We start from the raw sequence: 25,448 nt of genomic DNA, 5'->3' as shown, positions 1-25,448 counted from the left end.
GCCCGTCTGATCACCCCGCTGCGTTCCGAGGGCGGGCATCGCCGCTATTCCCGTTACCAGTTGCGGATCGCCGCCCGCGCCCGGGAGCTCGTCGACCACGGGACTCCCATCGAGGCCGCCTGCCGCATCATCATCCTCGAAGACCAGCTCGAAGAAGCCCAGCGCATCAACGCCGAACACCGCCGCGCCGCCTCCCGGCACACAGCCGGCACCTGACACACAGCCCGCAACGACGCCGCGCCGGGCCACACCCGTCCGCCGACTTCAGAATAAGAGCGCATGATCGCCGAAGACGCCCAACCGCCGGTACACGGACGGGATCCCCAGCCCGGCCCCGACACGCTCGACGCCGTGCGTCCCCCGGCGGTCGACGCGCCCGCCGACTCAACCGGCCGGCCGACTGCCGGGCAGCCGGCAGCCGGCCCGGAAGGCGGGGTGGAGCGCGCGGCGGCCGTGCTGAAGCCGAGGATGCGCGGCTGGCTGCACGCCGGCGTGTTCCCGCTCGCGCTGGTCGGCGGCATCGTCCTGATCGCCGTCTCGCGTTCGGCGGCGGCAGTGGCGGCCTGCACGGTGTACGCGCTGTCGGCCTGCCTGCTGTTCGGCACCAGCGCGGTCTACCACCGTGGAACATGGGGCCCGCGCGGGGAGGCGGTCCTGCGGCGGCTGGACCACGCGAACATCTTCCTGATCATCGCCGGCACCTACACCCCGTTGGCGGTGCTGCTGCTGCCCGAGCACCGGCAACTGGTGCTGTTGGTCATGGTGTGGGCGGGCGCGCTGGCCGGCATCGCCTTCCGCATCCTGTGGATCGGGGCTCCCAGGTGGCTGTACACCCCGTGCTACATCGCCCTGGGCTGGGTGGCCGTCTTCAATCTGCCCGACTTCGAGCGCGCCGGCGGCACCGCGGTCGTCGTACTCGTCATCTCCGGCGGTCTGCTCTACACCGCGGGCGCCGTCGTCTACGGACTCAAGCGCCCCGACCCCTCACCGGCCTGGTTCGGCTTCCACGAGGTCTTCCACGCCCTGACCATCGCCGCCTTCACCGCGCACTACACGGCCATCCTCCTGGCAGCCACCTGACCTGGCAGCCACCTGACGGCGTCGACGGCCGGCCACCGCCGCAGCCCCCGGTACCCACCCAGCACGGCCGTCAGGCGTGGCCGCCGAACGTCCCAGCGGGGCGCCACGCCGGGCGGCTGTCAGCCGCCCCCTGGCGAACGCGTGCAGACGTCGGGCACCATCCTTCCCCGTACCGCCTGCACAGCCAAGCACGGTCGTCCGCAGGAAGGGTTCCCTCATGAAGTTCCGCTCCGCACTGACCGCCCTCGCGCTCGTGGTCGCCCCCGGCGTCGCCGTCGTCGGCACCGCGACCGACGCCTTCGCCGTCACCAAGATCAGTCACGCCACGGCCACTTCGATGTTCCGCGAGGTGGGAATCACCTGGTCCTCCTCCGGCGGCTGCTCCGACCGCAACAACTCCACCTGTACGTCCTTCGAGCAGCTGAACCTGCCCACCGCCCAGGGCGCGCAGACGCTTCTGCGGGCCACCGGCTGCGCGCTCAACATCACCGGCGGCACGGAGACCGGCCACGCGAGCGGCACCTACTCGCACTGGAACGGCTACAAGCTCGACTACGGCAAGAGCACCTGCGTCACCAACTACATCAAGAACACCTTCACTTACATCGGCCTGCGCGGCGACGGAGCCCCGCAGTACCGCTCGGGCTCCGGCAACGTCTACGCCGACGAGGGCAACCACTGGGACGTCCTGTACTACAACTGCGGCGGCTGCTGAACACTCTGTCGGAAGTCCGGTGCGCCACCCGGACGCGCGGTTCCCGCGCCACCGCGGACGCCACCGAACCGCGCCGGACTTCCCGAACGGGCAACGACCGAATCCCCTCCGGCAGGTGGGGTCGTGGTTGGGGGGCCAGGGGTTGGGGGATGGGGGTTGGGCCTTGGGGGATGGGGTCGGGGATTGGGAGTCGGGTGGCTTTGCGCGTGCGGGTCAAGCCATCCGGTGCGTTCACGTATATGAATCTCTAAGGCGTGCAATGCGGGCAAGGGTGGGTTGGTTCATGCCCCTCCCTGTGCCGTACAGCACCGCCCTGGATGCTCTCCCTGCGGAGTGGCGAGAGTCTGGCAGGTCGATCAGCGTTCACATACTTGTCAGCCGGTAGCGGCCGTCCTATCCTCACGTGGAGAAAGCGCTTTCCCGACACCCGCTGACCGTGCCGGAGAAAGCGGCCCGCGGTATCGGCCGTGGGGCAGCCCGCGCGCCGCAACCGATCCGGCGCAAGGCTGACCAGGGCGGACCGCACCGAGGTGCTGAAGCGCCAGGACTCCGGGATGCGCTCCGGGGGCGCGGACGCATCGCGCTCGTCGCCGTGGCCGCGGTGGTGGGCACCTGCACCAGGGGTCGGCCGGGACCCGTACAGCCCTGTTCCCCGGTCGTCCCGCTCTCGGCGGCGTAGCCATCCGCGCCGCCTCGGCATGCGTGCGCCCCGACCTGGCACCCGACCGCGTCGCCCGCATGGCGGTCGTGCCGCCGGCATCACGGCGGTACCGCCCGCACCACATCAACATCACCGTCCCTTAAGGCCCGCGGCGAGAACGGCATCCGCACCGGGCCGGCAGGGGCCTGCTCCGGCATGGATATGGCATGTACATGGCATAGGTGCGCGCCCTCGAAGGCCCTTGGCCCTTGGCCTTGATCCTTGGCCCTTGGTCCTTGGCTCTTGGATCCGGCACGGACGTGCGCGGCACCCCGATACGCGATGACGAAAGACGAGGCGAGGATGAGAAAGCCAGTCGCTCTGCGACTCTCCGCGGCGCTCGGCACGCTGGCCCTGGCGGCGGCGACAGGCGTGGTCCTGTCCATGCCCACGGCGTCGGCGGCCGCGGCCGGCGCGACCGGGTTCGCCACTCAGAACGGCGGCACCACCGGCGGCGCCGGCGGGACGACGGTCAAGGCCACCACGGGCACCCAGATCCATGCGGCCCTGTGCGGCCGGGCCAGTACCAGCACCCCGATCACCATTCAGGTCGAGGGGACCGTCACCGTCGGCAACACCGCGAAGGTGTCGGGCGCTGGCTGCAACACCGCCGCCGGCGTGATCGAGCTGAAGGGCATCAGCAACGTCACCCTGGTCGGCGTCGGCAACGGAGCCGTGTTCGACCAGATCGGCATCCACATCCGCCAGTCCAGCAACATCATCGTCCAGAACGTGACCGTCCAGAACGTGAAGAAGTCGGGCTCGCCCACCTCCAACGGCGGTGATGCCATCGGCATGGAGACCGACGTGCACAACGTCTGGGTCGACCACGCCACGCTGGTCGCCTCGGGCGGTGAGTCGGAGGGCTTCGACGGCCTGTTCGACATGAAGGACAGCACCCAGTACGTGACCCTGTCCTACAGCATCCTGCGCAACTCCGGCCGCGGCGGTCTCGTCGGCTCCAGCGACAGCGACCTCGCCAACGGGCCGGTCACCTTCCACCACAACCGGTACGAGAACATCGACTCCCGTACGCCCCTGCTGCGCGGCGCCACCGCCCACATCTACAACAACTACTACGTCAGCCTGAACGAGTCGGGCATCAACCCTCGGGCCGGCGGCAAGGCCAAGGTCGACAACAACTACTTCAAGGACTCCAAGGACGTCCTCGGCACCTTCTACACCGACCTGCCGGGATACTGGCAGGTCAGCGGAAACATCTTCGACAACGTGACCTGGTCGGAGCCGGGCGAGGACAACAACCCGGCCGGGCCGAACCCGACCTCGAACACGACCGTCAGCATCCCCTACTCCTACACGCTCGACGCCGCCTCCTGCGTGCCGTCGATCGTGACCGCGACGGCGGGCGCCAACACCGGCCTGAAGGTGTCGGACGGCAACTGCGTGGCCACGACACCCACCGCGACCGCCACCTCGACGGCCACCGCCACGCCGACCACGACCGCCACGCCGACGTCGACGCCCTCCGGGACCAACCTGAGCATCGGCGCCGACTCCGACGGTTCCAGCAAGGCGTCCGGCACCAGTTACGGCAACGTCCGCGACGGCGACACGAGCACCTACTGGTCGCCGGCCGCCTCGACCGGCTCCATCTCGATCAAGTGGGGCTCGGCGACCACCATCTCCAAGATCAACATCCGGGAGGCCTCCGGTGCCACCGGCAACATCGGTTCCTGGCGGGTGCTCAACGCCGACACCGGGGCCGTGCTGACCTCGGGCAGCGGAGCGGGAACCATCTCCTTCACCTCCACCTCCCTGAAGAAGGTCACCTTCGAGATCACGGGCTCGACCGCCACCCCGAGGGTGGCCGAATTCGAGACCTACGCCTAGGAGTTCCCCGGCCGCTCCCGCGACCTTCGCTCGATCGACTCGCCGTCTCGGGCACGGGACGGCGAGAACGCGGTGATCTGCCGGACCTGGGGCAGGAACGGTTGCGACCGTTCCTGCCCACAGGCAATGGCTGTTACGGGCGGTGGCGCGAGCGCCGCCGGGTGATCATTTGCGGCGCTCCTTGGTCGACTTTCGTGCGGTCGGAACCTGTTTCCGTAACGGACGCGGAACCTGTTCCCGCGCGGTCGGAACCTGTTTCTGCAACGGACGCGGAACCTGTTCCCGCGCGGTCGGAACCTGTTTCTGCAACGGAGCCGGAACCCGTTCCCGCCCGGCCGGAACCCGTCCCCGCACGGACGCGGAACGTGCCCCTTCGCGGCTCCGGGTAGCCTGCCCACCTGCGGCGGCAGTGGCTCGCTCACATCCGTCCGCCCCTCGGTGTGCGCCGGGATTAACTCCCGGCGGCCGGTCCGGGAGACACCTGTGTAATGCACGGTTCGTACCGTCGCAGAGGCTTGCAGAGGCTCTCACCAGGCTGATCGTCGAAGGAAAGGGGCGCCCGTGGCCGCGTTGGACCCGCGGACCGACAGTGCGACCACGACCCAGGTGCGCACGGTCTGCTCGTACTGCGGTGTGGGCTGCGGCATGCTCCTCGACATCGGCCGCGGACCGGACGGGCGCCGTACGGTCCTGAAGGCGTCCGGCGACAAGCAACACCCGGCGAACTTCGGCCGGCTGTGCACCAAGGGCGCGACCACCGCCGACATGCTCGCCGCGCCCGGCCGGCTGACCAGCGCGCTCGTCCGCTCGGACCGCGGCGCGGAACCGGAACCCGCTCCCGTGGACGCGGCGATCGCCGAGACGGCGCGGCGGCTGCGGGCGATCGTCGACGAACACGGCCCCGACGCGGTCGCCCTCTATGTGTCCGGCCAGATGAGCCTCGAAGCGCAGTACCTGGCCAACAAGCTGGCCAAGGGCTATCTCCGCACCAACCAGATCGAGTCGAACTCCCGCCTGTGCATGGCAAGCGCGGGAACCGGTTACAAGCTCTCGCTCGGCGCCGACGGCCCGCCCGGCTCGTACGAGGACCTCGACAAGGCGGACGTCTTCCTCGTCATCGGTTCCAACATGGCCGACTGCCACCCGATCCTGTTCCTGCGGATGATGGACCGGGTGAAGGCGGGCGCCAAACTGATCGTCGTCGACCCGCGCCGCACCGCCACCGCCGCGAAGGCCGATCTGTTCCTCCAGGTCGCACCGGGCACCGACCTCGCCCTCCTCAACGGTCTGCTCCGCCTCCTGCACGACAACGGTCACACCGACCCCGAGTTCGTCGCCGCGTACACCGAGGGCTGGGAGGCCATGCCGGAGTTCCTCGCCGACTACGCGCCCGCGACGGTCGCGGAGATCACCGGCATACCGGAGGACGCCCTCCGCGCGGCGGCCCGGCTGATCGGCGAGGCGGGGGAGTGGACCAGCTGCTGGACCATGGGCCTCAACCAGTCCACGCACGGGACCTGGAACACCAACGCGCTCATCAACCTCCACCTCGCCACCGGCAGGATCTGCCGCCCGGGCAGCGGCCCCTTCTCCCTCACCGGCCAGCCCAACGCCATGGGCGGCCGGGAAATGGGTTACATGGGCCCGGGGCTGCCCGGCCAGCGCTCCGTCCTCGTCGAGGGCGACCGTGCCTTCGTCGAGGACCTGTGGGGGCTCGAGCCGGGCACGATCAGGGCCGACGGCGTCGGCAAGGGCACCATCGAGATGTTCCGGAAGATGGCCGACGGCGACATCAAGGCCTGCTGGATCATCTGCACCAACCCGGTCGCCTCCGTCGCCAACCGCAGGACGGTCATCGAGGGGCTGGAGGCCGCCGAGTTCGTCGTCGCGCAGGACGTCTTCGCCGAAACAGAGACAAACGCTTACGCCGACGTTGTCCTGCCCGGCGCGCTGTGGACCGAGACCGAGGGCGTCCTCATCAACAGCGAGCGCAACCTCACCCTCGCCCAGCCCGCCGCCGACCCGCCCGGCGAGGCCATGGCGGACTGGCAGCTCATCGCGGCCGTCGCCCGCGGCATGGGTTACGAAAGCGGTTTCACCTACGACACCGCCGAGCAGGTCTTCGAGGAGATCAAGCGCGCCCACAACGCGCAGACCGGTTACGACCTGCGCGGAGTGACCTACGACCGGCTGCGCGCCACTCCCGTGCAGTGGCCGGCGGCCACCGCCGACGGCCCCGACCGCAACCCGATCCGCTATGTGAACGACGACGGCTCGCTCACCTTTCCCACGGCTTCCGGCCGTGCGGTCTTCCACCCGCGTCCGCATGTGCCGCCCGCCGAGATGCCGGACGACGACTACCCGTTCTTCCTCAACACCGGCCGTCTCCAGCACCAGTGGCACACCCTCACGAAGACCGCGAGGGTGGCCAAGCTCAACAAGCTGAATCCCGGCCCGTTCGTGGAGGTGCACCCCGAGGACGCCGCCGCGCTCGGCGTGACCGACGGCGACTCCGTCGAGGTCGCCTCGCGGCGCGGCCGGGCCGTGCTGCCGGCCGTCGTCACCGACCGCGTCCTGCCCGGTTCCTGTTTCGCGCCGTTCCACTGGAACGACCTGTTCGGCGAGTACCTCAGCGTCAACGCGGTCACCAGCGACGCCGTCGACCCGCTGTCCTTCCAGCCCGAGCTGAAGGTGTGCGCGGTCTCCCTGACAAAGGTGTCGACACCGGTTACCGTCCAGCCGCCGGCCACCCAGGCCCCTGCGCCGCAGAACCCGCTCGGGAACGCGTTGGGCACCCGGGCTCCGGCGCCGGAAGGGCCCGACGCCGTTCTCGTACCGACCGCCGTCCTGCCGTCCGCGGCCGAGGTCTTCGGCCTGCGCCCCGCCCCGCCGCCGGTCCTGACCGAGCGCGAGCGGCAGTACCTGGTCGGTTTCCTCGCCGGGATCCCGGCCGGCGCCCCCGGCGTACCGGTGCTGCCGGCGGACGCTCCCTTCAGCGCCGAGCACGCGCTGTGGGTCAACGGCACCCTCGCCGGCATGTACTCCCGTACGGCGGCCGCACCCGAACGCCCGACGACCCCGGCGCGCCGGGTGGTGATCCTGTGGGCCTCGCAGACCGGCAACGCCGAGGACTTCGCCACCACCACCGCCGAGCGGCTCACCGAGGGCGGCCACCCGGCGTCCCTCGTCGCCATGGACGAGGCCGACCCGGCCGCGCTGCCCTCCGACGCCGACCTGCTGCTGATCACCAGCACCTTCGGCGACGGCGACGCCCCCGACAACGGCGCCGGCTTCTGGGACGGCCTCGCCGCGCTGGACACGGGCCGCCTGGAAGGTCGCCGCTACGCCGTCCTCGCCTTCGGGGACTCCTCGTACGACGACTTCTGCGGGCACGGCCGGCGGCTGGACCGTCGGCTGGACGAACTCGGCGCGGTCCGGCTGGCCCCCCGCACCGACTGCGAGCCGGACTACGAGACGGAGGCGGAGGCCTGGTTCGACCAGGTGGCCACCGCCCTGAAGGAGGCCACGGAACCGGTGTCCCCGGCCATGGCCCCGGCTCCGGCCCCGGCCCCGGCTCCGCCCCAGCGCCCGGCGGCCGCGGGTCCCGTCACCGCTCTCGCGCCGGCAACCGTTGCGGAAACCGCTTCCGGCACGGTGCCGAAGGTTCCCGCCGCTTCCCGTTCCAAGCGCCCCGCTCCCGTCACCGCACGCCTGACCGGCAACCGTCTGCTGAGCCTGCCGGGCTCCGGCAAGGAGGTCCGCCGCTTCACCTTCGACACCCGCGACAGCGAGACCCCGCTCGTCTACGAGGCGGGCGACGCCCTGGGCGTACGCCCCCTCAACTCCCCGGCCATGGTGGCGGAGTGGCTGGACGTCACCGGACTCGACGCGCAGGCGCGCGTGCAGGTGAACGGCGTCGGGGAGGTTGCTCTCGGCGAGGCCTTCCTGCGCCACCTCGACATCACCCGGGTCACCCCGGCCCTGCTGCGCTTCACCGCCGACCGCACCCGCGACCCGCGTGAACTGCGCAAACTGCTGCGCCCGGACAACAAGGACGAGCTGGCGAAGTGGTCCTGGGGCCGCCAGGCCGTCGACGTGGCCGCCGAGTTCGGGATCCGGGCCGACGCGCAGGAGTGGGCCGAGCTGCTGGGGCGGCTGCAACCGCGGCTGTACTCCATCTCGTCCAGCCCGCTGACCGACCCCCACCTCGTCTCGCTCACCGTCTCCGTCGTGCGGTACGAGAACCTGGACGGCCGCCCTCGGCAGGGCGTCTGCTCGCCCTTCCTGGCCGACGCCGAGCCCGGCGCCGAGGTGACCGTCCATGTGCAGCGCTCCCCGCACTTCCGCCCGCCGGCCGACCCACTGACCCCGATGGTGATGGTCGGCCCCGGCACCGGAGTGGCGCCTTTCGTCGGCTTCCTCCAGGAGCGTCGGGCACGGGGGCACCGCGCTCCCAACTGGCTGTTCTTCGGCGAGCAGCACCGGGCGACGGACTTCTACTACGAGGAGGAGCTGGCCGCTCTCCGGGACGACGGCACCCTCGCCCGTCTGGACACCGCCTTCTCCCGCGACCAGCGCGCCAAGGTCTACGTCCAGGACCGGATCCGCGAGCACGGCTCGCACCTGTGGTCCTGGCTCCAGGACGGCGCCCACTTCTACGTCTGCGGCGACGCCTCCCGGATGGCCAAGGACGTCGACCTGGCCCTGCGTGACGTCGCGGTCCTGCATGGCGGTCTGAGCGAGCCGGAGGCGGCGGCCTATGTGAAGCAGCTCGCCTCCGACAAGCGGTATGTGCGGGACGTCTACTGACGGGAGTCACCAAAAAAGCCCGTGGGAGACGGGGGCGCCAAGTGGCGTTGCGCCGAAGAGAGTTGATATTCGGCCATCGCGGCGCGTCTATGTTCGTTTTTTCAACAGGAGTGGACAAGATCTGACGCACCCTCCGTCCGTGCGAAGCCGCACGGGTCGCCCCGAGGAAGGTCGTGGTCATGTCGCACCCGCATGTGTCGTCCATGGACCGGCCGGACCGCCCCCAGTGGGTGGAACCGGACCACCCCCGGCGGACGGCCGTCAGCCGTCGTCGTCTGCTCGAAGGGTCGGCCGCCGTCCTCGGCGCGCTCGCCCTGTCCGCGCCGTCCACCGTTCACCGGGCCGTCGCGGCGGACGGCACCCCGGAGTGGAACGGCGCCATCGACGTCTTCCGGCTCGGCACCGAAGCCCCGCACACCACCCTCATGCCGTACGCGGACCTCGCCCAGGCCCTCGCCGCCGACCGCACGCGCTCGCCCTACCGGCTGAGCCTCGACGGCACCTGGAAGTTCGCCCACGCCGACCGTCCCGACGACCGGGACCCCGACTTCCACCGCACCGACGTCGACGACAGCGGCTGGGACACCATCCCGGTTCCCGCCGCCTGGCAGTTGCACGGCCACGACCGCCCGATCTACATCAACATCACCTACCCGTGGTGGGGCGCCAACGGACTGGGGGAGGAGGCGCAGCCGCCGGCCGCCCCCACCCGCTACAACCCCGTGGGCCAGTACCGGCGCACCTTCACGGTCCCGCGCGGCTGGGCGGGACGGCGGACGTTCCTTCACTTCGAGGGGGTCAAGTCCGCCCACTACGTGTGGATCAACGGCGAGTTGGTCGGTTACCACGAAGATTCCTACGACCCCGCCGAGTACGACATCACCCCGCACCTCAAGCCGGGCACTAACCAGATCGCGGTGGAGGTCTACCGCTACTCGGACGGCGACTGGCTGGAGGACCAGGACATGATCCGGCTGAGCGGCATCTTCCGCTCGGTCTACCTGTACTCCACACCGGCCGTGCACCTGCGTGACTTCCGGCTGGACACCCCGCTCGGCGACGAGCACAGGACGGCCGAGCTGTCGGTCACCGCGAGCGTGCGGGACTACGGCGGACAGGGCGCCGGCCGCTACTCCGTCGAGACACAGCTGTACGACGCGGGCGGGCACCCGGTGTGGCCCCGGCCCCTGCGGCAGGACGTCGCGCTCGGCGCCGGGGAGGAGACGGCCGTACGGGCCGCGAAGGCGGTGCCCGCGCCACGCCTGTGGTCGGCCGAACATCCGTACCTCTACACCGCCGTGCTCCGCCTGCGCGACCCGTCGGGAAAGGTGATCGAAACCCTTTCCCACCGCGTGGGCCTGCGCGAGTTCGCGCTCACGGACGGTCTGATGCGCATCAACGGCAAGCCGGTCTCCTTCCGGGGCACCAACCGGCACGAGATGCACCCGACCCGGGGCTCGGCCCTCACCCGCGCCGACATGGTCGAGGACATCGGGATCATCAAGCGGCTGAACATCAACACCGTCCGCACCTCGCACTACCCCAACAACCCGCTGTGGCTGGAACTCGCGGACGAGTACGGCCTGTACCTCGTGGACGAGACCAACCTCGAGACGCACGGCATCCGGGGCGAGTACCCGGGCGACCACGCGGAGTGGACGAAGGCCTGCGTGGCCCGTGCCCAGAACATGGTCCACCGCGACAAGAACCACCCCTCGGTGGTCATCTGGTCGCTCGGCAACGAGGCCGGCGGCGGCACCACCTTCAACGCCATGCACGACTGGATCCGCTCCTACGACACCACCCGCGTCATCCAGTACGAGGGCGACGACCGCCCGGGGATCAGCGACATCCGCTCCGAGATGTACGACACTCCCGCCCGCGTCGAGGCACGGGCCGAGGACACGAGCGACACCCGGCCGTACGTGATGATCGAGTACTCCCACGCGATGGGGAACTCCAGCGGGAACTTCAAGAAGTACTGGGACCTGATCCGCCGTCACGAGGTGCTCCAGGGCGGCTGGATCTGGGACTTCGTCGACCAGGCCCTCGACTGGCCCACCCCTGTCCGCAAGCTGTTCACCGAGGCCGGGCCCGCCGCGCTCAGGGGCGAGCTCATCGCCTCCAGCGGCACCTTCACCCGCGACGAGGGCGTCTCCGGCGGAACCGTCTTCGCCCGCGACACATCGTTGGACCTCACCGGCTCCCTCACTCTGGAAGCCTGGATCACCCCGCACGTAACCGGTTACCACCAGCCGATCCTCGCCAAGGGCGACACCCAGTACGCCCTGAAGCAGACGAACAGGACCCTCGAGTTCTTCGTCTACGGCAGCGGCCAGTGGATCACCGCGAGCTGGGCACTGCCGGACGACTGGACCGGCGCCGAGCACCATGTCGCGGGCGTCTTCGACGCGGCGACCGGCACGCTGACCCTGCACGTCGACGGCGTCGTCCGGGCCACCCGGACCACCTCGGTGCGCCCCGCGAACAACACCGCGCCCCTGTCCTTGGCCACCGACGTCGACAACCCGACCCGGGAGTTCAGCGGCACCGTCCGGCGGGCACGCGTGTACGCCCGGGCGCTGAGCGCGGCCGAACTGGCCGCCGAAGGACGCGGCCCCGGCGACGACGGCGTACGGTTCTGGTTCGACGCCGCCACCGTCGGCCTCACCGAGAGACGTCCCCGCGAGAAGTCGTTCCGCGCCTACGGCGGCGACTGGGGCGACAACCCCAACGACGGGGCCTTCTCCGGCGACGGCATCGTCACCGCCGACCGCGGGGCCACCGGCAAGTCCGCCGAGGTCAAGCGGATCTACCAGGCCGTCCACGCCGCACCGGCCGCCGGCGACCTGCTCGCCCCGGGAGCGGCGGTCACCCTCACCAACGAGTACCTGTTCACCAACCTCCGCGAGTTCGACGGACGGTGGGAACTCGTGCGGGACGGTGAAGTGATCCAGCGCGGAAAGCTGAGCCGTGACCGACTGGACGTGGCCCCGCTGTCGAGCAAGGACGTCACCGTGCCCTTCGAACTGCCGGACCGCCCGGCGCCGGGCGCCGAGTACTTCCTCCACCTGTCGTTCACCACCAGGGAGACGACGAAGTGGGCGAAGGCCGGCTTCGAGGTGGCCCGGCAGCAACTCGTCGTCGACGCCGGGAGTCCCGCCGTCACCCCCGTGCCGCTGGACCGCGTCCCGGCGCTCGGGCATGAGGACGGCAACGAATCGGTCACCGTCAAGGGCGGGAACTTCTCGGTCACCGTCGACAAGAAGACGGGCGTCATCACCTCCTACGAGGTGGACGGCACCCGACTGATCTCCTCGGGGCCGGCCCCCAACTTCTGGCGTGCCCCCACCGACAACGACCGGGGAAACGGGCAGCACACCCGCAACCAGACCTGGCGCGACGCCGGCGCGCGTCGCAAGGTGACCGAGGTGAGCGTGCGGGCGCTGCGCGACCGGGCCGTCGAGATCAAGGTCGCCGGCACGCTGCCCACCACGACGGAGTCGACGTACACCACCACCTACACCGTTTTCGGAAACGGTGAGATCAAGGTCGACAACACCCTGCACCCGGGCGCCGCCTCCCTGCCGTACATCCCGGAGATCGGCACGCTGCTGTTCCTGCCCGCCCGCCTGGAGAAGCTGCACTACTACGGCCGCGGTCCCGAGGAGAACCACTGGGACCGCAACGACGCCACCGACGTGGGTCGTTACTCCGGCACCGTCACCGGGCAGTGGACCTCCTATCTGCGACCCCAGGAGAACGGCAACAAGACCGACGTGCGCTGGGTCGCCCTCACCGACGGCGACGGCACCGGCCTGCTGGTCTCCGGCGAGCCGCTGCTGGAGTTCAACGCCTCGCACCTCACTCCGGAGGACCTGTCCGTCGGAGCCCGCCACGACTACCAGCTCACCCCTCGCAAAGACGTCGTACTGCGCCTGAACCACCGGCAGATGGGCGTCGGCGGTGACAACAGCTGGGGCGCGCACACCCACGACGAGTACAAGCTGTTCGCCGACCGCGACTACGCGTACACCTATCGGCTCCGGCCGTTGACCGACGTCGACCGGGCGACGGCCGCGTCGCGGCGGCCGACGGCGACCTCCGAGTAACCGGTTCCACCGCTTTCCCTCGCGTTCCACCGCTGCCGGCGGTACGGACACGGGTACGGCCACGGGTGCCGTACCGCGTCCGTACCGCCGGTGCTCTTGGAGCCGCTCAGCGAGAACGCGGGAGGTCTTCGCCGGCCGACGCCGGGTCGGTGAGGCCTCCCCGCAGCCACCGGTCGTCCTCGAACTCCGGCGGCGCCTCGTCCTCCCAGGGGTCGATCCCGCGTGCCTCGAGTGCGTCGAACCACCGGTCGCGCCGCGACTCCGGCAGACGCGCGCCGCACCACGGACAGAAGCCGATCTCCCGGGAGGCCGACCCCCCGTCGTGGACGATCAGCCCGTACTCGCGGAACCTCGCATCGAACCGCACCAGCGCGTCCGGGCAGGCGAAGACGTCGGCGTGATCCTGGCAACGCCAGTCGGCCTGGCGGGTCATCTCGGCACAGCAGTGATCGATCACTGACACATTCTCCCCGGCGGCGCGCGAGAATCGGAACGGCAGCACGCATCACCCGTATCGCACCCCACGGAAAAGGAAACGAATCCATGACCGAGCAGGACGAACGCTTCGACGTCGTGGTCCTCGGCGCCGGTCCGGGCGGCTACGTCGCCGCGGTCCGCGCCGCGCAGCTGGGCAAGCGCGTCGCCGTCGTCGAGGAGAAGTACTGGGGCGGCGTCTGCCTCAACGTGGGCTGCATCCCCACCAAGGCGCTTCTGCGCAACGCCGAACTCGCCCACATCTTCACCCGTGAGGCGAAGACCTTCGGCATCAAGGTCGACGGAGAAGTCTCCTTCGACTACGGAGAGGCGTACCGCCGCAGCCGCAAGGTCGCCGACGGCCGGGTCAAGGGCGTCCACTATCTGATGAAGAAGAACAAGATCACCGAGGTCGACGGCCGCGGCGCCTTCGTCGACGACCACACCCTCCGGGTAACCGGTTACGACGGGGAGACCCGGACCATCGGTTTCGACCACTGCATCATCGCCACCGGCGCCACCCCCAAGCTGCTCCCCGGCACCCGCCGCACCGCCCGCGTGGTGACGTACGAGGAGCAGATCCTCGCCGACGACCTTCCGCGGTCGATCGTCATCGCGGGCGCCGGCGCCATCGGCATCGAGTTCGCGTACGTCCTGCACAACTACGGTGTGAAGGTCACGATCGTCGAGTTCCTGGACCGCGTCGCGCCGTTGGAGGACGCCGAGGTCTCCGCCGAACTGGCCAAGCAGTACCGGAAGTTGGGAATCGACGTACTCACCTCCACCCGGGTGGAGTCGATCGACGAGTCCGGTCCGCAGGTCCGCGTCACCGTCACCGGCAAGGACGGCGCCCAGCAGGTCCTGGAGACCGACAAGGTGCTCCAGGCGATCGGCTTCGCCCCGAACGTCACCGGTTACGGCCTGGAGAACACGGGCGTGCGGGTCACCGAGCGCGGCGCGATCGACGTCGACGGCCGCTGTCGCACCTCCGTCCCGCACATCTTCGCCATCGGCGACGTCACCGCGAAACTGATGCTCGCGCACGCCGCCGAGGCCATGGGCGTCATCGCCGCCGAGACCCTCGCCGACGCGGAGACCATGGAGCTGGACTACGCCATGATCCCGCGCGCCACCTACTGCCAGCCCCAGGTCGCCAGCTTCGGCTACACCGAGGCGCAGGCGCGGGAAAAGGGTTACGACGTCAAGGTGGCGAAGTTCCCGTTCACCGCGAACGGCAAGTCGCACGGCCTCGGCGACACCACCGGTTTCGTGAAACTGATCAGTGACGCCCGGTACGGCGAGCTCATCGGCGGTCATCTGATCGGCCCCGACGTCACCGAACTGCTCCCCGAGCTGACGCTCGCCCAGCAGTGGGACCTCACCGTCCACGAGGTCGCCCGCAACGTGCACGCCCACCCGACGCTGGGCGAGGCCGTCAAGGAGGCCGTCCACGGCCTGGCCGGACACATGATCAACATGTAGCGGCCCTCCGGGCCCTCCGTGGCGCGGGGTCGTTCACCCGAACGACCCCGCCCCGCTCGCCGCCGCCGCACGGCCGGGATGTGCTGGCATCCACCGGACCGACCCTCGGGCCGGATGCGACCGACGGCGAGGGAGCCCGCCATGCCGGAAAGCGGTGTCCCCGCCGACGCGGAGCTGGAGGCGCTCAGAGCCCGCATCGCGGCACTGGAGGAGGAGCGCACCCGCCGTCCCACCCACCATCGGGTCCGCTCGATCGTCGCGGTCGTCCTCATCGTCCTCGGCTGCGTCCTGGCCCCGCTGGGTCTGGTGGCGGCCTGGACCTCGAGCATCGTGGGCGACACCGACCGCTACGTCGACACCGTCCGCCCGCTGGCCTCCGACAAGGACGTCCAGAACGCGGCCGCCACCCGCATCACGAACACGCTGATGGAACGCCTCGACCTCACCGCGCTCCTCCAGGACGCCGCCCCGGCCCAGCGTCCCCTGCTGGAGAAGGCCCTCGGCAAGCTCGGCCCCTCGCTCGAGGACGCCGTCCGCAGCTTCGTGCACGACAAGGCCCAGGCGGTCGTGGCCTCCGACGCCTTCGAGAAGATCTGGGTCGACGCCAACCGCCGGATCCACAGTTCCGTCGAGAAGGCCCTCACGGGCAGCGGCGGTGGCGCGGTGAAGATCGAGAACGACACGGTGACCCTCGATCTCGCCCCGGTCGTCGACCAGGTCAAGCAACGGCTGGTCGACTCCGGGATGACGGTCGCGGGGAAGATCCCCGAGATCCACACGAACTTCACGCTCGTCGAGTCCGAGGACATCGGCAAGGTCAAGACCTACTTCCGGGTGCTCCAGCTGGTCGGCTTCTGGCTGCCCGTCATCGCGCTCCTGCTGGTGGCGGCGGGCGTCCTGCTCTCGACGCACCGCCGCCGGGTCCTGATCGTCGCCGCGCTCTGCTTCGCCTTCGCCACGCTCCTCCTGGGTGTCGCGCTGACCGTCTTCCGGGTCGTCTACCTGGACGCGCTGCCGGCCGGCGTCTCCCAGCCGGCCGCCGGCTCCGTGTACGACACGCTCATCCGTTTCCTGCGCACCTCCGTGCGGTCGGTGGTGGCCCTCGGTGTGGTGATCGCCCTCGCCGCCTGGCTGACCGGGCCCGGCCGGCACGCCACTCTGGTGCGGGGGCTCTGGCACTCGGGCATCGGCGCCGTGCGCGCGACCGCCGATCACGCCGGACTGCGCACCGGTCCCGTCGGCCCGTTCGTCGACCGCTACCGCACCTGGATCACCTGGATCCTGGCCGGGGGAGCCGTCCTGGCCTTTCTGCTGTGGCCGTACCCGACCGGCTGGGTCGTGGTCGGCCTCGCCCTCGCCCTGCTCTTCGCGCTGGGGATCGTCGACTTCCTCGCGACCCGGCCAGGCCGAAAGGACAGCCCCGCATGACCTCGCACTCCCCGACCGGAGAACCGCACGGTGAGGTGGGCACCGCCTGGTCCACGCCGCCCGGCGGCCCGCCTCGGCCCGCCGCGCACGACAGCCGGGCCGGCGGCGTCGTCTTCGCCGGCGTCCTGCTGCTGTGCAGCGGTGTGCTCGCCGTCCTCCAGGGCATCGCGGCCCTCGCCGAGGACGACGTCTACGCCCGCGTCGGCTCGTACGCCTACGAGCTCGATCTCACCGGCTGGGGCTGGATCCACCTCGTCCTCGGCGTGGTCGCGGCGGCGACCGGCGCGGCCCTCCTCAAGGGCATGACCTGGGCGCGCTTCGCGGGCATCTTCCTCGCCGCGCTCAGCCTGGTCACCCAGTTCCTGTTCCTGCCGTACGAGCCGCTCTGGTCGATCGTCGTCATGGCGATCGACGTGTTCGTGATCTGGGCGCTGGCGTCGTGGCAGGAGAGGGCCGCCTGAGGGCCGGCGGGACGGGGCGCCGGTACCCTCCGCAAGAGGCGGCGGGCGGTGCGGGCCACGCGAGGTCGATGTCGGATTCTCGCCAGCGCCGGATCGGCGACCGGCCGATGCTGGACGTATGCAGAACGGGATGTACACCGATCGCGAGCGCTGTGTGCGCGCCGTGCGGTCCAAGGACGCGCGGTTCGACGGCTGGTTCTTCACAGCGGTCCTGACCACCGGCATCTACTGCCGGCCCAGCTGCCCCGTCGTGCCGCCCAAGCCGCAGAACATGGTCTTCCATCCGAGCGCCGCCGCCTGCCAGCAGGCCGGCTTCCGCGCCTGCAAGCGCTGCCGCCCCGACACCACGCCGGGCTCCCCGGAGTGGAACCAGCGCGCCGACCTGGTCGCCCGCGCCATGCGGCTGATCGCCGACGGCGTCGTCGACCGTGAGGGCGTGCCCGGACTCGCGGCCCGCCTCGGCTACAGCACCCGCCAGGTCGAACGCCAACTCCTCGCCGAACTCGGCGCGGGTCCGCTCGCGTTGGCCCGCGCGCAGCGCGCCCAGACCGCTCGTCTGCTGATCGAGACGACCGAACTCCCGATGGCGGAAGCGGCGTTCGCGTCCGGCTTCGCCTCCATCCGCACCTTCAACGACACCGTGCGCGAGGTCTTCGCGCTCTCCCCGACCGAACTGCGCGCCCGCGTCCCGCGGAAGAACCCCTCGGCCCGCCCGGCCACGCCCGGCACGCTCGCCCTGCGCCTCCCCTTCCGTGCCCCGCTCAACCCCGACAACCTCTTCGGGCACCTCGCCGCGACCGGTGTCCCGGGCGTCGAGGAGTGGCGCGACGGCGCGTTGCGGCGCACGCTCCGGCTGCCGTACGGGCACGGCGTCGTGGCGCTCACCCCGAACCCCGACCACATCGGCTGCCGCCTCACCCTCAGCGACCTGCGCGACCTCACGGTCGCGATCAGTCGCTGCCGGCGCATGCTCGACCTGGACGCCGACCCGGTCGCCATCGACGACCAGCTGCGCACGGATCCGCTGCTCGCGCCCCTGGTGGACAAGGCCCCCGGCCGCCGGGTGCCCCGTACGGTCGACGAGGCGGAGTTCGCCGTCCGCGCGGTGCTGGGTCAGCAGGTCTCCACGGCGGCGGCCCGCACCCACGCGGCCCGTCTGGTCACCGCGCACGGCGAACCGGTCGACGACCCGGAGGGCGGCCTCACCCACCTCTTCCCGACCGCCGAGGCGCTCGCCGCCGTCGACCCCGAGACGCTGGCGATGCCCCGGACACGCCGGACCACCCTCACCACGCTCGTCGGACGGCTCGCCGACGGCACACTGCACCTGGGTGTGGAGAGCGACTGGCCGAAGGCGCGCGCCCTTCTGCTCGCGCTGCCCGGCTTCGGACCCTGGACGGTCGACGTCATCGCGATGCGCGCCCTCGGCGACCCCGACGCCTTCCTTCCCACCGACCTCGGAATCCGGCGCGCCGCACAGCAGTTGGGTCTGCCCTCGACCCCGGCGGCGCTCACCGCCCGCGCGGCGGGCTGGCGCCCCTGGCGGGCGTACGCCGTCCAGTACCTCTGGGCGACCGACAGTCACCCGATCAACTTCCTGCCCGCGTAAGGAAATTCAGTGAAACAGCACACGATCGTCGACAGCCCGTACGGCCCTCTCACCCTCGTCGCCGACGACGGCGTCCTGTGCGGCCTCTATATGACGGAACAGCGCCACCGCCCACCCGAGGAGAACTTCGGCCCCCGCGACGACACCCCGTTCGGCGAGGCGGAGGAACAGCTGGAAGCCTATTTCGCGGGCGAGTCGAAGGACTTCAGTCTCGAACTCCGCCTGCACGGGACCCCGTTCCAGCGCTCCGTCTGGGACGAGCTGCGGAAGATCCCGTACGGCGAGACCCGCACCTACGGTGAACTCGCCGATGCCCTCGGCAACCCGACCGCCTCCCGCGCCGTGGGCCTGGCCAACGGCAAGAACCCCATCGGCATCATCGTGCCCTGTCACCGTGTGATCGGCGCCGGCGGCGGCCTCACCGGCTACGGCGGCGGCCTGGAGCGCAAGCGGCGCCTGCTGGACTTCGAAGGCGGCACCGCCCCCGGCGGCACGACCCTCTTCCGGCTCGAGGCGTAAGGACCCCGCCGGACCGGGCGGCCCCGGCGAGTACGGGTGGGCCGCCCGGTCCCCACGACGGCGAGGGAGGAGGCGGCCGAAGGCGGGCTCCCGCCGCCCGCGACCTGTTCATGACCTGTGCATGACCTGTGCCTGGGACGACCTTTGCCCGGTGGGGCCCACCGTTCGTCTGGCCTTCACCCAGGCCCGGTCCGGGGCTCCTAGGGTGGCGGCGCTGCCCCCCCCGCACGTCCGTCACTACTGTCCGGAGGACAGTCATGGCCGCCGTCAAGGCATCCCAGCGCAACCGACGCCCCCTCGCCGCCCTCACCGGGGCCGTCGCCCTCACCGCCACGTCGATCGGCGTATGGACCGCCACGGCCTCCACCGCTCAGGCGGCCGCTCTCCCGACCCCCGACCACGTGGTGGTCGTGGTGATGGAGAACCACGCCTACTCGCAGGTGATCGGCAGCTCCAGCGCCCCCTACCTCAACAACACCCTCAAGGCGGGCGGCGCCGCCCTGACCCAGTCCTACGGCCTCACCCACCCCAGCGAGCCGAACTACTACATGCTGTTCTCGGGCTCCAACCAGGGCCGCACCGACGACAGTTGCGTCTCGGTCGGGTCCCTCTCCAAGCCGAACCTCGCCTCGGAGCTGATCGCCGCCGGCAAGACCTGGGCCAGCTACAACGAGTCGCTGCCCAGCCAGGGCTCCACGACGTGCAGCAGCGGCGACTACGCGCAGAAGCACAACCCGTGGTTCGGGTTCTCCAACGTGCCGGCGAGCACCGCCAAGACGATGACGCAGTTCCCGACCGACTACACCACCCTCCCGAAGGTCTCCTTCGTCGTCCCGAACCTGTGCAGCGACATGCACGACTGCTCGGTCTCCACGGGCGACACCTGGATCAAGAACAACCTGGGCGCGTACGCCACCTGGGCCAAGACCCACAACAGCGTCCTCGCCGTCACCTTCGACGAGGACAACAAGCTGTCCGGCAACCGCATCCCCACCGTTTTCTACGGACAGCACGTCACCCCCGGCAGCTCCAGCTCCACCACCTACAACCACTACAACGTCCTGCGGACCGTGGAGGACCTGGCCGGTCTGACCACGCACGCGGGCAACGCCTCCTCGGCGTCCGACATCAGCGGCATCTGGAACTGACGCCCGTGTATCTCGCGGACTCCCGCGGCACCGAGCCCGCCGCCGCCCCGGACACCCGTCCGGGGCGGCGGCCGGGCGCGGTGCCCACCACCGTGCTGGCCCTCGGCGCGGTCAGTCTGATCACGGACGTCTCCTCGGAGATGGTCACCGCCGTCCTGCCGCTCTACGTCGTGGCGGGCCTCGGTCTGTCGCCGCTCGGGTTCGGGCTCCTCGACGGCATCAACAACGGTGTCGGGGCCCTGGTCCGGCTGGCCGGAGGCCATCTCGCCGACCGGGGAGGCCGTCGGCACAAGGTGGTGGCCGGTCTCGGCTACGGCCTGTCGGCGTTGTGCAAGCCGTTGCTGCTGCTCGCCCACACCCTCCCCGTGATCAGCGCCGTGCTCGCCGCGGACCGCACCGGCAAGGGACTGCGCACCGCCCCCCGGGACGCGATGATCTCGCTCGCCACCGAACCCCGGTACCGGGGACGGGCGTTCGGGGTGCACCGCGCCATGGACACCACCGGCGCGCTGCTCGGCCCGCTGGTCGCCTTCGCCGTGCTGCGGGCCACCGTCGACGGCTACGACGCGGTCTTCGCGGTCAGCGGCTGCGTCGCCGTGCTCGGCGTCCTCGTCCTGGTGCTCTTCGTGCCCCGCCACATCGTCCCCGCCGGGGCCGTGCGACCACCCGAGGCGGACCGGCCCGTGCTCCGGGACGCGCTCGGGCTGCTGGCCCGCCCCGACCTGCGCGGGCTCACCGTGTGCGCGACCCTGCTCGGCCTGACCACCGTCAGCGACTCGTTCCTCTATCTGCTGCTCCAGCGCGAAGGGGACCTGCCCGCCCATCTGTTCCCGCTGCTGCCGCTGGGCACCGCCGCCGTCTTCCTGCTGCTCGCGTTCCCGCTCGGCGCACTCGCCGACCGCGTCGGCAGCCGCCGGCTCTTCCTGGCCGGACACGGCGTCCTGCTGCTCGGCTACGGCCTGGTGCTGTCCCCCTGGCACGGCGCCCCCGCCGTCGCAGCCGTCCTCGTCCTGCACGGCACCTTCTACGCCGCCACCGACGGGGTCCTCGCGGCCGCCACCGCCTGCGCCGTGCCGGACGGCCGACAAGGTGCCGGTCAGGCACTGGTCGGCACCGGCCAGGCACTGGCCCGCTTCGCCTGCTCGCTCGCCTTCGGCGCGGCCTGGAGCCTGTGGGGCGGCCGTACCGCCCTCGCCGTCACCGCCGCCGCACTGGCCGTCAGCGCCGTCGTGGCCTCGTTCGTCCTCCGCACCACCGATGAGGTGCCCGCATGACCCGGACAACCCGGCTGATGGTCCTGCTGGTCGCCGTGGTGCTGCTCGGCGCCGTCGGCACCGGGTCGGTGCTGTACGCGGCCCACCGATCGGGCCTGCGGGACGAGCAGCAGGCCGACGGTCCGACCGTGCGGGCCGGCACGGTCTCGCTCCGGCCGACGTCCGCCCGTCGGCTGGTGGTGCGCAACCTGGCCTGGGGCCCGCATCGCGACGAGATCGCCACCGTGCCCGCCGACGATCCGCAGGGGCCGCGCACCGCGTCCGGCGTCCAGTGCCTGCGCTTCCACGCGGCGGCCGGCACCGGCATCTGCCTCCAGGCCGTGCACGGCGCGCTGGAGGACACCTACCGGGCGGTGGTGCTCGACGCGCAGCTGCACGAGCTGCGCCGCTTCCCGGCGGCGGGCATCCCCACCCGGGCCCGGGTCTCACCCTCCGGCCATCTGGTGGCCTGGACGGTCTTCGTCAGCGGAGACTCCTACGCCGGCACCGCCTTCTCCACCCGCACCGCGATCGTCGACACCCGGACCTGGGCCGTCGACGACAACCTGGAGACCTTCCGCGTCATCAAGGACGGCCGGACCTACCACGCGGCGGACACCAACATCTGGGGTGTCACCTTCGCCGACGACACCCGCTTCTACGCCACGCTGGCGTCCGGCGGCCGGACCTACCTGGTCCGCGGCGACGTCGCCGCACGCACCCTCACCACCGTGCACGGCAACGTCGAATGCCCCTCGCTCTCACCCGACGGCACCCGGATCGCCTACAAGAAACGCGTCCGCGGAGCCTCGCCCGACGCCCCCTGGCGGCTGTACGTCCTCGACCTGCGCACCGTGAAGGAGACCGCCACCGCCGAGCCGCGCAACGTCGACGACCAGGCCCTGTGGGCCGACGACTCCACCCTCGTCTACGCCCTTCCCGGCGACTACGGCTCGGACCTGTGGACCGTCCCCGCCGACGGCGGCGGCGCGGCCCGCACCCTCATGACCTCCGCCGTCGCCCCCGCCTACCTGGGGTGACGGCGGACGTCCCGTCAGAAATCCGTTTCCGTCAGTTCCCGCAACAGTTTCGGCAGCGCCGTCCCGATCGGCTCCCGCACGATGTCGTCGGCGATCTCGTCGTACGGCGTCGGCTCGGCGTTGACGATGACGAGCCGGGCCCCGTGGTCGGCGGCGACGCCGACCAGCCCGGCGGCGGGCTGGACCTGGAGGCTCGTGCCGACGGCGACGAAGACCTGGCAGGCCTTGGTGACGGCGACGGCCTGGCCCAGCACCACCGGGTCGAGCCGCTCGCCGAACATCACCGTGGCCGACTTCAGGATCCCGCCGCACGTCAGGCACGCCGGGTCCTCGTCACCGGCCTCGACCCGGGCCAGCGCGTCCTCCATCGGCCCTCTGGCGTGGCACCGGGTGCACACCACACTCCTGACGGTGCCGTGCAGTTCGAGCACCTTGCGCACGGGCATCCCGGCGAGCTGGTGCAGCCCGTCCACGTTCTGCGTGATCACCCGCACCGGCACCCCGGACCGCTCCAGCTCGGCCACGGCCCGGTGCGCCGCGTTCGGCTCGGCCCGCAGCGCGCGGGTCTTGCGCCGCATCTGCCACGACCGTCGCCGGATCTCCGGATCCCTCATGTAGTACTCGTACGTCACGAGCTTCTCGGCCTCGGGGTCCTTGCGCCACACACCGTTCGGACCGCGATAGTCGGGGATGCCGGAGTCCGTGGAGACACCGGCCCCGCTGAGGATGGCGACGAGAGGCTTGCTCATGTGTGCGAGCGTAGGCCGGGGAGCGGGGGGTCGCGATTGTATTTCGCGGCGTCCCGGCCGGTGTCACCGTCCCGGCCTGGCCAGGGTGGCTGTCTCGCTCGACGCCGAACTCGTCGTCGAAGTCACGGTGCCCACCGGTGTGGGCAACCCCCAGGACGCCGTGGCCGAGCGGGCCGGGGGTCAGCGGGCGGGGCGGCCGTTCTCCAGTTCCGCTGTCGTCGAGCCGTCCGCCAGCGCGTCCAGGGCGGCCAGGACCCGGTGCCCCAGCGAGCCCGGCAGATGGGCGGCGAGCTCCTCGCGCGGGACCAGCCGCCAGGACAGCAACTCCGCCTCCTGGAGGCGGATCGCCTTGAAGTCGTCCTCGCCGAGGACCCCGCCGTCGTACACGTACGCCGTCAGCGGCGGCCGGTGCGGGCCGATCACCCAGTCCACGGCGAGCAGCCGGCCGAGTTCGCGGTCGAGACCGATCTCCTCGAGCGTCTCGCGGCGCGCGGCCCGCCGGGGGCTCTCACCGGCGTCGGACTCGATCGTGCCGCCCGGCAGCGCCCAGCCCGCACGGTAGTTGGGCTCGACTAGCAGGACGCGCCCGTCGGCGTCACGGAAGATCGCGGCGGCGCCGGCCAGGACCCGGGGCAGGGAGGCGATGTACGCCGCGAAGTCGGGCGTGCCGGGGATGCTCATCCGCACAGCGTACGGGCGGTCGGCGGTGCGCCGGGCAGGCCGCGTACCGGCTCAGCTCTCCGCCGGCCGGTCCCGCGCGCCGACCAGCCGCAGCGTCCGCCGCGCCAGCTCGCTGATGCGCGCGCCGTCGAAGCCGAACACCGCGCTGCGCACGGTGTCCTCCAGCGGCTCCGTCCACTGGGGCGGGATCGCCGAGGCGCCGGTCAGGACACCGGCCACCGAACCGGCCGTCGCGCCGTTGGAGTCGGTGTCCAGGCCGCCGCGCACGGTGAGCGTGACGGTCCGGGTGAAGTCGCCGTCGCCGTAGAGCAGTCCGGCGGTGAGGACGGCGGCGTTCGGGACGGTGTGGATCCAGCCCAGGCCCGCCGTCTCCTCGGTCACCGTGGCGAGCGTGTCCTCCCAGGTCATGCGGGTGTCGTGGAGGGAGGCCACCCGGCGGACGGTCCGGGCGAGCCGGCAGCTCGCCGGGACGACGGCCAGCGCCTCGTCCAGCGCGTGGCGCACCGTCGGCGCGGTGAACGCCGCCGAGATCAGCGCCGCCGCGAACATCGCTCCGTACACGCCGTTGCCGGTGTGCGAGAGGACCGCGTCCCGGCGGGCCAGGGAGGCCGCGCGGCGGGGGAGGCCCGGGCAGGTCCAGCCGTAGATGTCGGCACGGATCAGGGCGCCGATCCACTCCTGGTACGGGTTGTCGTACGTCGCCGTCAGCGGCGGCTTCAGCCCGGCCGTGAGGTTGCGGTAGGCGGCCCGCTCGGCGGTGAACGTCTGGAGGTACGGCAGCCGCAGCAGCCACAGGTCGCCGACCTGCTCGGTACTGAAGCCGAAGCCGTGGGTCTCCAGGAGGTCGAGGCCGAGGATCGCGTAGTCGACGTCGTCGTCGCGGCAGCTGCCGTGGATGCGGCCGCGCACGCACGCCCGCCACTCCGGGCGCAGCCGCAGGCCGTCCTCCTCGGTGGCCGGCTCGGGCAGGTAGTCGGTGAGCGGCAGGGCGGAGGCCCGCCGCAGATAGCGGTCGATGCGCTCGCGCGTCCACAGGTCGCCCTGCTCGACCGGTTTGCCGAGCATGTTGCCCGCGATCCGGCCCAGCCAGCCCCCGAGGACGCGGTCGGCGAGCTCGGGCTCGCCGCCCACAGGGGTCATGGGTCCGGTCTACCCGATCGCGCGGACACTCGCGAGGGCTTCGACGGCGCCACAGGCGCCGCTCAGGGTTGTTCCAGGGTCCGGGCTCCGCATGACGGCGGGCCCGCCTTCCGGTTAAGGTCGCAGCGGCGCGACTGGCCCTGACGTGCGTGGGGCCCGGAGAGCAAGGGGATGGCAGAGTGACGGACGCTCCAGCG

The 25,448-nt window shown here is 71.3% G+C and carries 18 protein-coding genes and 1 pseudogene; 15 read left to right on the top strand and 4 right to left on the bottom strand.

What is annotated here, in order from left to right; all coding sequences use genetic code 11:
- The 6 genes from ACIRPU_RS35445 to ACIRPU_RS35420 all read left to right on the top strand — a co-directional run.
- Positions 1 to 216: MerR family transcriptional regulator (locus ACIRPU_RS35445; protein ID WP_403874753.1), on the top strand; the 216-nt coding region annotated here is incomplete at its 5' end.
- A gap of 63 nt (positions 217 to 279) precedes the next feature.
- The gene (locus ACIRPU_RS35440; protein WP_403874751.1) at positions 280 to 1,080 is read left to right on the top strand and encodes a hemolysin III family protein; all 801 of its coding nucleotides are present in this window, start codon (positions 280 to 282) and stop codon (positions 1,078 to 1,080) included.
- A gap of 217 nt (positions 1,081 to 1,297) precedes the next feature.
- Positions 1,298 to 1,795 (top strand): hypothetical protein, encoded by a 498-nt coding sequence (locus ACIRPU_RS35435; RefSeq protein ID WP_403874749.1) that lies wholly within the window; start codon positions 1,298 to 1,300, stop codon positions 1,793 to 1,795.
- Positions 1,796 to 2,798: 1,003 nt separating this feature from the next.
- Complete coding sequence (locus ACIRPU_RS35430; RefSeq protein ID WP_403874747.1) at positions 2,799 to 4,346, top strand: polysaccharide lyase family 1 protein; 1,548 nt, start codon at positions 2,799 to 2,801, stop codon at positions 4,344 to 4,346.
- 645 nt (positions 4,347 to 4,991) lie between these two features.
- Positions 4,992 to 9,155 carry a molybdopterin-dependent oxidoreductase gene (locus ACIRPU_RS35425; RefSeq protein WP_403874762.1) on the top strand — a complete coding sequence of 1,388 codons (4,164 nt, stop codon included), beginning with the start codon at positions 4,992 to 4,994 and terminating at the stop codon, positions 9,153 to 9,155.
- Positions 9,156 to 9,334: 179 nt separating this feature from the next.
- Positions 9,335 to 13,267 carry a glycoside hydrolase family 2 TIM barrel-domain containing protein gene (locus ACIRPU_RS35420; protein WP_403874745.1) on the top strand — a complete coding sequence of 1,311 codons (3,933 nt, stop codon included), beginning with the start codon at positions 9,335 to 9,337 and terminating at the stop codon, positions 13,265 to 13,267.
- A gap of 106 nt (positions 13,268 to 13,373) precedes the next feature.
- Here ACIRPU_RS35420 and ACIRPU_RS35415 read toward each other — a convergent pair whose 3' ends face one another.
- Entirely contained in the window at positions 13,374 to 13,724 is a 351-nt protein-coding gene (locus tag ACIRPU_RS35415; protein WP_403874743.1) for a DUF6980 family protein, read from the bottom strand.
- An 86-nt stretch (positions 13,725 to 13,810) separates the two neighbouring features.
- On the opposite strand from ACIRPU_RS35415, the gene lpdA reads away from it, so the two are divergent.
- The 8 genes from lpdA to ACIRPU_RS35375 all read left to right on the top strand — a co-directional run bounded on the left by lpdA (position 13,811) and on the right by ACIRPU_RS35375 (position 22,681).
- The gene (lpdA, locus tag ACIRPU_RS35410; RefSeq protein ID WP_403874741.1) at positions 13,811 to 15,223 is read left to right on the top strand and encodes a dihydrolipoyl dehydrogenase; all 1,413 of its coding nucleotides are present in this window, start codon (positions 13,811 to 13,813) and stop codon (positions 15,221 to 15,223) included.
- 141 nt (positions 15,224 to 15,364) lie between these two features.
- A complete protein-coding gene (locus tag ACIRPU_RS35405; RefSeq protein ID WP_403874739.1) occupies positions 15,365 to 16,651 on the top strand; it encodes a hypothetical protein in 1,287 nt (428 codons plus the stop codon).
- Entirely contained in the window at positions 16,648 to 17,112 is a 465-nt protein-coding gene (locus ACIRPU_RS35400; RefSeq protein WP_403874737.1) for a hypothetical protein, read from the top strand. The genes ACIRPU_RS35405 and ACIRPU_RS35400 overlap by 4 nt, the downstream gene beginning before the upstream one ends.
- Before the next feature lie 118 nt (positions 17,113 to 17,230).
- A complete protein-coding gene (locus tag ACIRPU_RS35395; RefSeq protein WP_403874735.1) occupies positions 17,231 to 18,721 on the top strand; it encodes an AlkA N-terminal domain-containing protein in 1,491 nt (496 codons plus the stop codon).
- A 9-nt stretch (positions 18,722 to 18,730) separates the two neighbouring features.
- Positions 18,731 to 19,240 (top strand): methylated-DNA--[protein]-cysteine S-methyltransferase, encoded by a 510-nt coding sequence (locus tag ACIRPU_RS35390; RefSeq protein WP_403874733.1) that lies wholly within the window; start codon positions 18,731 to 18,733, stop codon positions 19,238 to 19,240.
- Between the two features lie 257 nt (positions 19,241 to 19,497).
- Complete coding sequence (locus tag ACIRPU_RS35385) at positions 19,498 to 20,388, top strand: alkaline phosphatase family protein (RefSeq protein WP_403874731.1); 891 nt, start codon at positions 19,498 to 19,500, stop codon at positions 20,386 to 20,388.
- A gap of 5 nt (positions 20,389 to 20,393) precedes the next feature.
- A complete protein-coding gene (locus ACIRPU_RS35380; RefSeq protein ID WP_403874729.1) occupies positions 20,394 to 21,662 on the top strand; it encodes an MFS transporter in 1,269 nt (422 codons plus the stop codon).
- Positions 21,659 to 22,681: a TolB family protein gene (locus ACIRPU_RS35375; protein ID WP_403874727.1), complete on the top strand. Its 1,023-nt coding sequence runs from the start codon at positions 21,659 to 21,661 to the stop codon at positions 22,679 to 22,681. The genes ACIRPU_RS35380 and ACIRPU_RS35375 overlap by 4 nt, the downstream gene beginning before the upstream one ends.
- Before the next feature lie 14 nt (positions 22,682 to 22,695).
- Here ACIRPU_RS35375 and ACIRPU_RS35370 read toward each other — a convergent pair whose 3' ends face one another.
- Entirely contained in the window at positions 22,696 to 23,430 is a 735-nt protein-coding gene (locus tag ACIRPU_RS35370; RefSeq protein ID WP_403874725.1) for an SIR2 family NAD-dependent protein deacylase, read from the bottom strand.
- A gap of 76 nt (positions 23,431 to 23,506) precedes the next feature.
- Here ACIRPU_RS35370 and ACIRPU_RS35365 point away from each other — a divergent pair.
- Positions 23,507 to 23,593 (top strand): annotated as a pseudogene (locus ACIRPU_RS35365) (DUF2191 domain-containing protein); the annotation flags it as partial.
- A gap of 17 nt (positions 23,594 to 23,610) precedes the next feature.
- Here the strand turns inward: ACIRPU_RS35365 and ACIRPU_RS35360 are convergent.
- Both ACIRPU_RS35360 and ACIRPU_RS35355 read right to left on the bottom strand, forming a co-directional pair.
- Complete coding sequence (locus tag ACIRPU_RS35360) at positions 23,611 to 24,111, bottom strand: NUDIX domain-containing protein (RefSeq protein WP_403874723.1); 501 nt, start codon at positions 24,109 to 24,111, stop codon at positions 23,611 to 23,613.
- Between the two features lie 51 nt (positions 24,112 to 24,162).
- Complete coding sequence (locus ACIRPU_RS35355; protein ID WP_403874721.1) at positions 24,163 to 25,251, bottom strand: ADP-ribosylglycohydrolase family protein; 1,089 nt, start codon at positions 25,249 to 25,251, stop codon at positions 24,163 to 24,165.
- Positions 25,252 to 25,448 lie beyond the last annotated feature (197 nt).

The organism is Streptomyces sp. NPDC102259 (assembly GCF_044766465.1).
In the GTDB taxonomy this organism is placed as follows: domain Bacteria; phylum Actinomycetota; class Actinomycetes; order Streptomycetales; family Streptomycetaceae; genus Streptomyces.
This window is presented reverse-complemented; position numbering and strand designations above follow the sequence as displayed.

Excerpts from the sequence above, each read along its gene's own strand:
- ACIRPU_RS35375 (WP_403874727.1), top strand. The coding sequence starts at position 21,659 with ATGACCCGGACAACCCGGCTGATGGTCCTGCTGGTCGCCGTGGTGCTG.
- ACIRPU_RS35360 (WP_403874723.1), bottom strand. The coding sequence starts at position 24,111 with ATGAGCATCCCCGGCACGCCCGACTTCGCGGCGTACATCGCCTCCCTG.
- ACIRPU_RS35395 (WP_403874735.1), top strand. The coding sequence starts at position 17,231 with ATGCAGAACGGGATGTACACCGATCGCGAGCGCTGTGTGCGCGCCGTG.
- ACIRPU_RS35420 (WP_403874745.1), top strand. The coding sequence starts at position 9,335 with ATGTCGCACCCGCATGTGTCGTCCATGGACCGGCCGGACCGCCCCCAG.
- lpdA (WP_403874741.1), top strand. The coding sequence starts at position 13,811 with ATGACCGAGCAGGACGAACGCTTCGACGTCGTGGTCCTCGGCGCCGGT.
- ACIRPU_RS35385 (WP_403874731.1), top strand. The coding sequence starts at position 19,498 with ATGGCCGCCGTCAAGGCATCCCAGCGCAACCGACGCCCCCTCGCCGCC.
- ACIRPU_RS35425 (WP_403874762.1), top strand. The coding sequence starts at position 4,992 with ATGCTCCTCGACATCGGCCGCGGACCGGACGGGCGCCGTACGGTCCTG.
- ACIRPU_RS35430 (WP_403874747.1), top strand. The coding sequence starts at position 2,799 with ATGAGAAAGCCAGTCGCTCTGCGACTCTCCGCGGCGCTCGGCACGCTG.
- ACIRPU_RS35405 (WP_403874739.1), top strand. The coding sequence starts at position 15,365 with ATGCCGGAAAGCGGTGTCCCCGCCGACGCGGAGCTGGAGGCGCTCAGA.
- ACIRPU_RS35370 (WP_403874725.1), bottom strand. The coding sequence starts at position 23,430 with ATGAGCAAGCCTCTCGTCGCCATCCTCAGCGGGGCCGGTGTCTCCACG.
- ACIRPU_RS35435 (WP_403874749.1), top strand. The coding sequence starts at position 1,298 with ATGAAGTTCCGCTCCGCACTGACCGCCCTCGCGCTCGTGGTCGCCCCC.
- ACIRPU_RS35355 (WP_403874721.1), bottom strand. The coding sequence starts at position 25,251 with ATGACCCCTGTGGGCGGCGAGCCCGAGCTCGCCGACCGCGTCCTCGGG.
- ACIRPU_RS35400 (WP_403874737.1), top strand. The coding sequence starts at position 16,648 with ATGACCTCGCACTCCCCGACCGGAGAACCGCACGGTGAGGTGGGCACC.
- ACIRPU_RS35440 (WP_403874751.1), top strand. The coding sequence starts at position 280 with ATGATCGCCGAAGACGCCCAACCGCCGGTACACGGACGGGATCCCCAG.